Here is a 10,760-nt window from a genome sequence, read left to right as displayed (position 1 = left end):
ATCACGCGGTGGCCGCCTTCACGTCCTCGGCCCGCTGGTCACCGGGGCCGTCGCACACCACCTTGGTGGACACCACTCAGCTGACGGCCGAAATCGGGCCACAGTACGACCTCCGGGCACTCGCCACTACAGCCCGGATGGGGGCGCCGCCTGCGCGATCCGCGGCGGTTGCCTGGGGCACGTTCCCTCCGCAAGTCGCCGCCAGCGGTGGGATTACCTACACGGCCGGCGAACTCCTGCACGACTGGCTGCTCGGCCAACGTTCTGGCCTGAACCGCGCGGCGCTCGCGGCGTTGAGCGCGGCCAACGCTCCGAGCCTCTTCTCGGCGGAGGCGAATCCTGCAGAATCGGGCCTGGCCGAAGGGCGTCAGCCTGCCGGACCCTGACCCGATCTGCTCCTACGTCGCGAGCTGCCGCGGCCGGGGCGGCTGGCAACGGGCAGCTCGGCCAGTCCGCAGAAAGTCCGCAAGACGACCCATTCTGCCCGCAAACGACCATGAGCGACCATCTGCAAAACCGCTGGTCAGAGCCCGTTTCCAACGCCAGCCGTTCAAGATCGAACACCCCGGATTCGTTCCGCTTCAACGTCTGACCGGGTGCCTGTGGCGCGGGTCCTGCTGCCGTCGTCGCTGTTGCTCGGCGGCGGGCGAGGGTCGTCGCGTGTTGGGCAGCCGTTCCTGCCTCACGGTCCACCGGACCCTGGGGCCGGCGGGGGAGCCGGGGCGGGTTGCGGGGTCGGATGGATCGGCCGGGGCCAGGGACCGTCCGGTGTGGTGCCTCCGTCGCACTCGGCCGGGCGCGGGGCCGTCTCGGTCACCGAGAAGCCCTGACCACGCGCCGTGACCGTCGCCGGGTCGGCGTCGTCACACGTGCCGCCGTAGGCGAAGGTGACCACGAATCTGGTGGCGAACGGGTTCCACGAACCCTCCGCCGACGTCATCACCAGCGGAGCTGCGTGGACGTTGCCGTGGGTGTCGGAGCCACTGATCTCGACCACCGTGTCGGCCGGGAACCCGAGAAGACCCACGTGGTAGGTCCACTGCCCGGACGTGTAGTCGCGCCACGGGTCCACGAACACGATGTCCGCATCGCTCAGCCGGGGCGGCGGCAGCTGCACCGGCTCACCGAGGTTCGGCGTCCCGCCGGTAGGGCGTGCCGGCGACGCGGAGGCGCGCGCGGGCTGCGGAGGCGCGAGGGTAGGGGTCGCGGTCGGCTGCGTCCTCGCAGCGGCGGTCGGTGACGCGCCCGTCGTGGCAGACGTCGCCGCGCCACCCGTCGGGCGGTCCTGCACCGTGCTGCTCGACGCGGCGGCGGTGTCGGTGCCGTTCATGGCGATCATCGACCCGCCCCAGCCGGCCAGGCCGGCCGTGAGGGCGACGCCCACCACGGCCGAACCGAACTTCACGCGCTTGTCCAGCCCGTCCATGGTTCGGCGCACCGGTTCCTTCCCGTCGAGCACGCCGGTCGGTGAATGCAGCCGGCAGCGGTCCATCGCTCCGCACGGTCGGTCCGGGCAGCGCGCGCCGACGGTCCGCCGGACGTGGGCATGGACGCTAGTGACGATCGGGGCCCCACCCGTGCACCTGACCTCGACACTTGGTGCAGGAGAGGTGGGGGCGCAGCGCTGGGGCGCGTGCTCGGGTTCTCCGTGGGCGGGAACCGCATGGGGTCCGACGCGGCCGGCGGGCAATCGTGCCCGGAGCCGGGTGGCCGCCGGGCTGCTGCCCGGGCGGCCACCCGGAGTGGCAGGCGCTGCCGGTCAGGTCGTGACGAGGCTGCGCACGTTCTCGGTGACCGCCAGGGCGAAGCGGCGCGCCACGCGCAGGCCCTGGTCGGCCAGCGCGTAGGTGGTCTCGATGACCTCCTCGGGCCGCACGAGGACGGCGGGCACGAGGCTGCGCGCGATCGTCGTCACGCCGTTCACGAGGCCGGCGACGGCGTCCTCGCTGCTGTCGGCCGCCGAGGCCAGCTGCCGCCGGGCCTGCTCCTGCTCCTGCTCGCGCAGCTCCACGAGCAGGTCACGGCGGACGGCGAGCACGAGCTGCCGGGCCCGCTCGTCGTGCGAACCGTTCCGCGACTCCTGCAGCACCTGAGCGGCCAGCAGCTCGCGGGCCCGGTCCTCCGCCTCGTCGCGCGTGCGGGCGAGCTGCTCCATCTCGTCGGCACCGCCGGTCGCGGGCTGGGTGCCGGCGTCCGACGGGCGCTCGGTGGCGGTGTCCGCGGTGCGCTCGGTGCCGCCGGTAGCGGTGTCGGTGGTGGTCCGGTTCTTCGCTGAGGGCGTGGTCATGGCTTCCTCCTGGCTCGGTTCCCGTTCGGGCACCACGAGGCTCCGGCCGCGACATGACCCGGGAGCGAGCGCCGAGCACACAGCAGGGAAGGGTGCCGCCAACAGTCGGGGATGGCTGCAGGCACCGCCGTCGACGCCCTGGGGCACGTGGTCCGGGAATGGACCGTCCGGCGGATCGCCCCCGTGTCCCCGCCCAACGAGCACCGAAGGGCGCTCTGACCTGGCAGTATGCCGTCGGCGCCCGCCAGGGGCCGTCGATCAGTCCGAGGAGCCCCGTGTCGAGCCGTCCCGTTCTGCCGCGTCGCACCGCGACCGTCGTCTGCGTCGTGATCGGCGTCGGTCTCCTGGGACCGGGCGTCGGCCCGGCCGGCGCGGCGCCGGAGGAGGTCGAGACGGTCACCTCCTGCACCGAGGCGGCACTACGTCAGGCGATCGACGACGTGGCCGACGGCGGCACCGTGGCCATCGCGTGCGACGACCCGATCGTGCTCACCCCGGGCGGGGGCAGCACGATCGTCGTCGACAAGACCATGACGATCAGCGGGACGGGGCACACCGTCACCGTCGACGGCGGCCGGCAGACCTCGCTCTTCGCCGTCCAGAGCGGAGGCGGTGCCACCTCACCGGACGACCTGCCCACGCTGACCCTGCGGGACCTCACGCTGACCGGTGGGTGGTCGCAGGACGAGGGCTACTACGGCGGCGGCGCGGTGTGGAACCTCGCCAACCTGGTCGTCGAGCGGGTGCACTTCCAGGACAACCGGGCCTTCAACCGCGGCGGCGCCATCCTCTCCGAGGGCGCCGGGCGGCTGACCGTCGTGGACAGCACCTTCACCGGCAACCGGGTCACCTGTCCCATCGACGGTTCCGGCGGCGGTGCGATCGCCGTGCGCCAACGCCAGCAGACGACGATCTCGGGCTCGGTCTTCGACGGGAACAGCGCCACCGGGCTCGCCTCCGGCGGTGCGGTGCTGGCCCACGTGTCCAGGGTCGGCGCCGGCTTCCCCGTCGAGCCGCCGCCGGGTGGGCCGGTGCCCGCGGACCCCTTCGGTGCCCCACTGGTGATCACCGACAGCGTCTTCCGGAGCAACGAGGTGACGGTCCAGGCCGTCGCGGCACTGGACGTGAGCCGCATGTACGGCGGGGGAGCGGTGGCCGCCCTCGACCATCCCCTCACCGTCTCGGACACGCTCTTCGAGGACAACGTGGTCACCACACCGGCGATCGGCTACGGCGGTGCCGTGCTCGCCGCCTCCTTCCGGCAGGCGGCCACGACGCTCACCGGTGTCGACGTCTTCGACAACGGCTTCCCCGACCGCACCAACGGACACGTCTCGAACGGCATCGGTGGTGGGCTGGCGCTGCACGGGACGCCGTCCATCGTCGAGGACACCATCGTCGACGGGAACCTGGTCGGCGGTGGTCTCTACACGCGCGGCGGCCCCGTCGAGCTGGTCGCCACCGCTGTCGAGAACAACGTCGCCGGGGCGGTCGTCCCCGGCGACACGACCTACGGCGGCGGCCTGGCCAGCTACGGGCCGGTGAGCCTCACCGACTCGACGGTCCTGGCGAACAGCGGCGGCTCCTGCCGGATCCTCTGGGGCGGCGGACCGGCGCCGGCGGGCGACATCGTCGTCGACGGCGGTGGCAACGACGTCGACGACCCGGGGACCTGTTTCCGTCTCGCCCCGCCCACGACTCCACCTGCGGCCACCGGCGCGCTGGTGGCGCCGACCGCCCCCGTCGCGCCGGGCTCCGGCGTGACGGTGGAGGGCGCGGGCTTCGTTCCGGGCGCCCGGATCACGCTGGCCGGTTACCTCCTCGGCGCTCCGGCCCCCGGTGCCTCGCTCGCCGCCGCAGCGACGACGGGGGCCGCCACCGCACCGGGCCCCGTCGACCTCGGCGCCGGGCAGGCCGACGCCACGGGTGCCTTCAGCCTCACGCCGGTCCTGCCCACCGCGGGCGTGTGGCAGATCGTGGCGCTGGGCGCTGCCGCCGACGGCACGACCGCCGCGCTGACGGCCGTCCTGGTGGCTGCGGCACCAGGGGTCGACATCGCTCCCGTGGTCACCTCCCAGCCCGTCCCGGTCACCGCGGCGGCCGGTACGCAGGTGACGCTGAGCGCCTCGGCTGCCGGCGCCCCGGCGCCGACCGTCCAGTGGCAGTCCTCCCAGGACGGCGGCACCACCTGGACCGACGTCGCGGGCGCGACCGGCGAGGACCTGACCGTCACCGTGGGGTCCGTGTCCACCCGCTACCGCGCTGTGTTCACCAACGCCGCCGGCAGCGTGACCAGCGCCGCGGCGACCGTCACGGGCTCCGGGACGGGCACCCCGACGCCGGGCCCCGGTGGCGGGACCGCGACGCCCGTGGCCACGGACGGCGCGGGCGCAGGTTCCGGGGAGCCCTCGGCACGGCCGACGGCCGCGTCGGCTCCCGCGCTGGCGACCACCGGCTCCGAGCTGCTGCCGCTGGTCGCCACCGGCGTCGGGCTGCTGCTGGCCGGAGCCGGGCTCGTGCTGGCCGTCCGGCGTCGGCCGGCCCGCTGAGGGCCGGTCAGACCTTGCCGCGGAGGATGCGGCGCCAGTACACCTGCGGGAGCCCGTAGCGGTCGAACAGCCACGACCAGCGGTGCGGCTCGAACGGGTCGATGAACGGCACCGACGGGCTGGGCCGGCCGTTGCGGTCGACCTCGTTGAGCATCAGCTTCCGGCGGCTCACGGTGATGGGCATGACGGTGTAGCCGTCGTACCGGTGCAGCGGCTTCCCGCGCGCCGACGCGGCCAGGTTCCGCGCCAGGACGTCGACCTGCTTCCGCAGCGCGCCACCCGAGGGGCGGGTCGCGAGGTCGGCGGCGTCGCCGATCGCCCAGATCGACTCGCGCCGGCGCGACCGCAGCGTCTCCGGGTCGACGTCGACCAGGCCGGGCGCCGCATCGACGGCCAGGCCGGCGTCGGCGATCCAGCCCGGTGCCCGGTAGTGCGGCACGGCATGCGCGAAGTCGACGTCCTCCAACACCTGCCTGCCCGTGGGGGAGGTGAGGGCGAGCGCGTGGACGTCCCAGTCCACCCGCTCGATCCGCGCCTCGCGGACCACCTCGACCCCGTGGTCGGCGAACGTGCGCTCCAGCCTCTCGTCGGCCTCCGGCAGGCCGGTCGCGGTCGCGTCCGGCAGCACGAGCGTCACGTCCAGGGAGGGGAGCACCCCGGTGCGCCGCCAGTGGTCGCAGGCCATGAGCAGCGGCTTCAGCGCGGTCGGCGCGCAGGACGCGGGCTCCGGCGGCACGGTGAAGACGACGGAACCGGTGCGGAGGGCCGACAGCCGGGGCCACACCTGCGGCGTGCTGCCCGGGACGTAGGTGGAGGCGGCCCATCCGTCGGCGTACGCCTGCAGGAGCCCCGGTGTCGCGTCCCAGTCCTCCACCAGACCGGGGCAGAGGACGAGCGTCGACCACGCCACCGTGCGCCCGCCACGGGTCCGCACGGACCGGGCCTCCGGGTCGATCGACTCGACGGCGTCGCGGATCCACGTGCACCCGTCCGGGACGACGTCGGCCATGGGCCGCTTCAGCTCCGCCATCGTCGCCTCGCCGGCGCCGACGTAGTTGAGCAGCGGCTTGTACCTGTGCACCGGCTGTGGAGCGACGACGGCGACGTCACGGACGCCGTCCCGCAGCAGCCGTGCCGCCAGTGAGATGCCGGCGTTGCCGCCGCCGATGATCAGGACCTCGTGCCGTTCCATGTCCGCTCCCTGGTCGAGGGCCACGGATCTGGGTCACCGCCGCGGCTCGGCACCATGTCGTGCCTGCCCAGGTCGCGCCGGTTCTGCACGGCGTCGGTGCGGTGGGTTCGGTCGCCTCCGCCGACGGGGTCAGCCGGCAATGCGGGCGCACTCCTCGCAGCGGGCGTCGTGCCGGGCCGAGGGCCAGTCCTCGGTGGCGGCCGCGGTGACCAGCACGCCGCACACCGAGGACTCCAGCCCGTCGACCGCCGGTTTCGCGACGGCGTGCGCCACGGCCACGCGGTTGGCCGCGCCCTCCCGGGGGAGGGCGCGGCCCTGGACACCGGCACCGGTGCCGATCACGAACAGGCTCGCCGTCATGCCGCCAGGGTGAGCCCCCCGGGTGTCCGGCAGGTGACGGCGCATCGAACACTCAGGGGGCGTCTCACTCCTTGCGCGCCGGCCGGTAGATCAGGTGCAGCACCCCGGTCGGCAGCGTCTCGCCGGACACCAGCTCCAGCGGCGTGCGGCCCAGCTCGTCGGTCCAGCGGCGCTCCCCGGAGACGACGATCGGGTCGACCAGCAGCACCAGCTCGTCCAGCAGATCTGCCTCCAGCAGCGACCGGACGGTCGACAGGCTGCCGGACATGCCGATCGTGCCCGCCGTGCGCTCCCGCAGCTCGCGGACCTCGTCCAGGCCGCGCAGCACCGTGGTGCCCGCCCAGTCCGACTTCTCCAGCGTCGTGGAGAGCACGTACTTGGGGATCGGGTTGATGAAGTCGGCGAACTCGTCGGTGGTGTTGCCCGGCCAGTACTCCGCCCACTGGTCGTGCAGCACGCGGCCCATCAGGTAGGCCTCGCAGCGGTCGCCGTGGCGGTCCACCGCCTTGCCCATGGCGTCGTCGAAGTACGGGAAGTGCCACTGGTCGGGGCGCTCGGCGGAGCCGTCGAGGGTGGTGAAGAGGGCGGCGGCGATCTGTCCCACGGGGGTTCTCCTTCGGTGCGGTGGTTCGTCAGGGGGTAGACCGGGCGGCCGCCGGGAAGTCATCGCACTCGCCGGCCCCGCGCACTCCGGGCAGGGTAGGAGGCAGCGGTCGAGCAACGGCCGTCCAGTCGAGGAGGTCCCGCGTGTCCCGTCCGCCGTTCCCGCCGTTCACTCCCGAGACCGCCCGCCAGAAGGTGCAGGCGGCGGAGGACGGATGGAACACCCGGGACCCCGGGAAGGTGGCGCTGGCCTACACCGAGGACACCGTCTGGCGGAACCGGGACGAGTTCCTGCACGGCCGCGACGAGGTGGTCGCCTTCCTGACCCGCAAGTGGGAGCGCGAGCAGGACTACGCCCTGCGCAAGGAGCTGTGGGCCTTCACCGACGACCGCATCGCCGTCCGGTTCCAGTACGAGTGGCAGGACGCCGACGGCGGCACCTGGCGCTCCTACGGCAACGAGAACTGGGAGTTCACCGCCGAGGGGCTCATGCGCCGGCGGGAGGCCAGCATCAACGACGTGCCGATCGCCCCGGAGGAGCGCTGGATCCTCGGCCCCCGGGAGGACGGCGACACCACCCCGCTGCCGCTGCAGTGACGCGCGACCGGGGGAGACCCTGAGCGCGGAACCAGGGACGGACCGGGGGATCACCTGATGGTGCTGGCGGCCCGCGCTCGGCAGGCTCGCACCATGACCTCAGCAACCACCCCCACCCAGCCGGCCGACCAGCCGCGCCCCCCGGTCCGCCCGTTCCTGCGCAGCGGCACCGACCGGATGGCCGGCGGCGTCTGCGGCGGCCTGGCGGAGTACACCGGCATCGACGCCACGCTCTGGCGGATCGGCGCCGTCCTCTTCACCCTCACCGGAGGGGCCGGCGTCATCGTCTACCTGCTGATGTGGGTCCTCGTCCCCAGCGCCCCGCTCCCGGAGGGCAGCCGGCCGAGCATCGTCGAGCAGTGGGCCCAGCGCCTCCGCGCCGTCCTGGTCGGCGACCGCGGCCGGAACGGCTGACCCGACGGCGCGGACCCGGCACACGGTCGTTCCGTTCGGGGTCGCGGTCGGCAAGGATGAGCGGCTCGCAGCCTGACCATGATCGGAGCCCTCCCGTGACCACCCCGCCGCCCGCCGGCCAGCAGCCGTCCGCCCCGATGGTGGTGCCGCAGTTCCTCATCAAGCAGCGCTTCACGATGATGGTGAACCGGTACGAGATCCGCGTGATGAACCCCGACGGCAGCGAGGGCCAGCTGATCGCACTGGCCCAGCAGAAGCGGATGAAGATCCGCGAGGAGGTCGTCTTCTACTCCGACGAGTCGAAGACGCGCCGGGTGTTCTCGTTCAAGGCGCGGCAGCGGCTGGACGTGCACGCCGAGCACGACGTGCTCGACGAGTACGGCACGGTGATCGGCTACTTCCGCAAGCAGTTCGGTGCCAGCCTGCTGCGCTCCACCTGGGACCTCTCGGCCCCGGGCGTCGACGCGGTCGGCACGGAACGCAACCAGTTCATCGCGGTGCTGCGCCGGATCTGGGGCTTCATCCCCTACCTCGGCAGCGTCTGGGTGCCCTTCCTCTTCCACTTCGACTTCGTCGACAACGGCACCGGCCGGCCGGTCATGTCGAGCCAGAAGAAGATCGGGCTGCGGGACAGCTACACGGTGACCGTGCCCGATCCGCGACTGGACTTCCGGGTCGCGGCGGCGATGGCGGTGGCCCTGGACGCCCTGCAGAGCCGCTGACGCCGCACGGCCGGCAGCTTCCCGGGGGAAGCTGCCGGCCCCGTCGGGTGTTGCGCTGAGCAACCGACGTGAAAGGCCTGCACCGCACATGAGCATCAAGCTGTCCGTCCTCGACCTGGCCCCCATCCCGCGCGGGGAGAGCGCCACCAGCGCCATCGCCGCGAGCGTGGCGCTCGCGCAGCGCGCGGAGGAGCACGGCTACGAGCGGGTCTGGTACGCCGAGCACCACAACATGCCCTCGATCGCCTCGTCGGCCACCAGCGTGCTCATCTCGCACGTGGGCGCGCAGACCGGCCGGATCCGGCTCGGCGCCGGCGGGGTCATGCTGCCCAACCACTCGCCGCTGACCATCGCCGAGCAGTTCGGCACGCTCGACGCGATGTACCCCGGTCGGATCGACCTGGGCCTGGGCCGCGCCCCGGGGAGCGACCAGAACACCATGTACGCCCTCCGCCGGGACCCGCACTCGGCCGAGACGTTCCCGCAGGACGTGCTGGAGCTCCAGGCGTACCTGGCCGGTGAGACGCGCGTGCCCGGGGTGGACGCGATCCCGGGCAAGGGCTCACGGGTGCCGCTCTACATCCTCGGCTCCTCGATGTTCGGCGCGAAGCTGGCTGCCGCGCTGGGCCTGCCGTACGCGTTCGCCTCCCACTTCGCCCCCGCGATGCTCGAGCCCGCGGTCGCGGCCTACCGCAGCGAGTTCCAGCCCTCGGAGCAGCTCGACCGCCCCTACGTCATCGCCGGCGTGAACGTCGTCGCCGCCGACAGCACCGACGCCGCGCAGGAGCAGCTCGTCGCCGTCCGGCGCAACCTGGCGATCGGCCTGTTCGGCCGCGGGCAGGCGCTCACCGACCAGCAGGCCGACCAGCTGCTGGCCCAGGGCGCCGGGCACCACGTCGGCACCATGCTCACCCACACCGCCGTCGGCACCCCGGACCAGGTGCGGCAGCACCTGGAGGGCTTCGTGCGGGTCGCCGACGCCGACGAGCTGATCGTCGCCCACCAGTCCGGCTCGCTGGAGGGCCGGCTCCGGTCGGTGGAGCTGCTCGCCGAGGCGATGGCATCCGTCACGGCCTGACCCCCGGGGGTTTCGGCGACCGGGGAGGGGCGGGTACGCGCAGCTCGTGACCTACTCGATCGTGGCCCGTGATCCCGAGACCGGGGAGATGGGCGTCGCCACCCAGTCGCAGGCCTTCGCCGTCGGCAACAGCGTGCCCTTCGCCCTGCCCGGGCACGGGGTGATCGCCACCCAGTCGATGGCCGAGCCGATGTACGGCGCCGTCGGCCTCGACCTGCTCCGCGGCGGGTTCACCGCCCAGGAGGTGCTCACGGCGCTCAGCAGCGTCGACCCGCAGCCCGAGCGGCGGCAGGTCGCCGTGCTGGGCCTGGCCGGCGACTTCGCGGTGTACACCGGCACGAGCTGCGTCGACGCCGCCGGCCACCTGCTCGGCGAGAACTGCGTGGCGCTGGCCAACATGGCGAGCTCCCCGGCGGTGTGGGAGGCGATGGTGGAGCGGTTCGAGGGCTCCGCCGGCCCGCTCGCGCAGCGGCTGCTCGGCTCGCTGGTGGCGGGGGAGGAGGCCGGCGGCGACTTCCGGGGGCGCCGGTCGGCCGCGATCATGGTCGTCCGTGCGACCACCACCGGTCGCCCTTGGCACGACATGGTGGTCGACCTCCGGGTCGACGACTCCCCGGACCCGCTGGGTGTCCTGGCCGACCTCACCGTCACCCGCGCCCGCTACCAGGACGTGGTCCGCGCGTTCCAGCAGGCCATCGACGGCGACCCGGTCACCGCCGACCGGGAGCTCGAGCTGCTGCGTCCGATGGACCCGGTCAGCGAGCCGGACCAGCTGATGTGGCGGGCCGTCGTCGCGGCACTGGCCGGGCGCGAGGACGACGCCCGCGCGATGCTCGTCGACCTCGCCGCCAGCGCCCCGCAGTTCATCGAGGCGGCCAGCCGCTTCGGCAAGGCGGGGCTGATGCCGGCCGACGTCATCGAGCGGATCATCCCGCCGGTCCCGGCGACCTGACGGGCC

General features: G+C 73.5%; 12 protein-coding genes. 7 read left to right on the top strand and 5 right to left on the bottom strand.

Features of this window, described 5'->3' with window-relative positions; genetic code table 11:
• Positions 1–386: hypothetical protein (locus GCU60_RS18555; protein ID WP_204262288.1), on the top strand; the 386-nt coding region annotated here is incomplete at its 5' end.
• 296 nt (positions 387–682) lie between these two features.
• Here the strand turns inward: GCU60_RS18555 and GCU60_RS18550 are convergent.
• Together GCU60_RS18550 and GCU60_RS18545 are read right to left on the bottom strand one after the other, a co-directional pair.
• Positions 683–1,438, bottom strand: a complete 756-nt coding sequence (locus GCU60_RS18550) for a hypothetical protein (protein ID WP_163207938.1) — start codon at positions 1,436–1,438, stop codon at positions 683–685.
• Positions 1,439–1,759: 321 nt separating this feature from the next.
• Positions 1,760–2,287: a hypothetical protein gene (locus GCU60_RS18545; protein WP_163207936.1), complete on the bottom strand. Its 528-nt coding sequence runs from the start codon at positions 2,285–2,287 to the stop codon at positions 1,760–1,762.
• Between the two features lie 275 nt (positions 2,288–2,562).
• On the opposite strand from GCU60_RS18545, the gene GCU60_RS18540 reads away from it, so the two are divergent.
• Positions 2,563–4,836: a hypothetical protein gene (locus GCU60_RS18540; RefSeq protein ID WP_163207934.1), complete on the top strand. Its 2,274-nt coding sequence runs from the start codon at positions 2,563–2,565 to the stop codon at positions 4,834–4,836.
• 7 nt (positions 4,837–4,843) lie between these two features.
• Here GCU60_RS18540 and GCU60_RS18535 read toward each other — a convergent pair whose 3' ends face one another.
• From GCU60_RS18535 to GCU60_RS18525, 3 genes are all read right to left on the bottom strand, one after another.
• Positions 4,844–6,028 (bottom strand): NAD(P)/FAD-dependent oxidoreductase, encoded by a 1,185-nt coding sequence (locus tag GCU60_RS18535; RefSeq protein ID WP_163207932.1) that lies wholly within the window; start codon positions 6,026–6,028, stop codon positions 4,844–4,846.
• Positions 6,029–6,157: 129 nt separating this feature from the next.
• Positions 6,158–6,388, bottom strand: a complete 231-nt coding sequence (locus GCU60_RS18530) for a hypothetical protein (protein WP_163207930.1) — start codon at positions 6,386–6,388, stop codon at positions 6,158–6,160.
• A gap of 64 nt (positions 6,389–6,452) precedes the next feature.
• Entirely contained in the window at positions 6,453–6,992 is a 540-nt protein-coding gene (locus tag GCU60_RS18525; RefSeq protein ID WP_163207928.1) for a dihydrofolate reductase family protein, read from the bottom strand.
• Positions 6,993–7,135: 143 nt separating this feature from the next.
• On the opposite strand from GCU60_RS18525, the gene GCU60_RS18520 reads away from it, so the two are divergent.
• The 5 genes from GCU60_RS18520 (at position 7,136) to GCU60_RS18500 (ending at position 10,754) form a co-directional block, all read left to right on the top strand.
• Positions 7,136–7,588 carry a DUF1348 family protein gene (locus GCU60_RS18520; protein WP_163207926.1) on the top strand — a complete coding sequence of 151 codons (453 nt, stop codon included), beginning with the start codon at positions 7,136–7,138 and terminating at the stop codon, positions 7,586–7,588.
• A 93-nt stretch (positions 7,589–7,681) separates the two neighbouring features.
• Entirely contained in the window at positions 7,682–8,002 is a 321-nt protein-coding gene (locus GCU60_RS18515; RefSeq protein WP_163207924.1) for a PspC domain-containing protein, read from the top strand.
• A gap of 95 nt (positions 8,003–8,097) precedes the next feature.
• On the top strand, positions 8,098–8,724 hold the full coding sequence (locus GCU60_RS18510) for a hypothetical protein (protein ID WP_345770695.1): 627 nt from the start codon (positions 8,098–8,100) through the stop codon (positions 8,722–8,724).
• Between the two features lie 88 nt (positions 8,725–8,812).
• Entirely contained in the window at positions 8,813–9,802 is a 990-nt protein-coding gene (locus GCU60_RS18505; protein ID WP_163207922.1) for an LLM class flavin-dependent oxidoreductase, read from the top strand.
• Positions 9,803–9,848: 46 nt separating this feature from the next.
• Positions 9,849–10,754 (top strand): DUF1028 domain-containing protein, encoded by a 906-nt coding sequence (locus GCU60_RS18500; RefSeq protein WP_163207920.1) that lies wholly within the window; start codon positions 9,849–9,851, stop codon positions 10,752–10,754.
• The last annotated feature ends 6 nt before the right edge of the window (positions 10,755–10,760 follow it).

Origin of the sequence: Blastococcus saxobsidens (assembly GCF_010682065.1) — a bacterium.
In the GTDB taxonomy this organism is placed as follows: domain Bacteria; phylum Actinomycetota; class Actinomycetes; order Mycobacteriales; family Geodermatophilaceae; genus Blastococcus; species Blastococcus saxobsidens_B.
Note: the sequence above shows the minus strand (reverse complement) of the source record. Positions and strands in the feature narration are given on the sequence as shown.

Coding starts and splice junctions, on each gene's coding strand:
- GCU60_RS18545 (WP_163207936.1), bottom strand. CDS start 2,287: ATGACCACGCCCTCAGCGAAGAACCGGACCACCACCGACACCGCTACC.
- GCU60_RS18535 (WP_163207932.1), bottom strand. CDS start 6,028: ATGGAACGGCACGAGGTCCTGATCATCGGCGGCGGCAACGCCGGCATC.
- GCU60_RS18530 (WP_163207930.1), bottom strand. CDS start 6,388: ATGACGGCGAGCCTGTTCGTGATCGGCACCGGTGCCGGTGTCCAGGGC.
- GCU60_RS18515 (WP_163207924.1), top strand. CDS start 7,682: ATGACCTCAGCAACCACCCCCACCCAGCCGGCCGACCAGCCGCGCCCC.
- GCU60_RS18505 (WP_163207922.1), top strand. CDS start 8,813: ATGAGCATCAAGCTGTCCGTCCTCGACCTGGCCCCCATCCCGCGCGGG.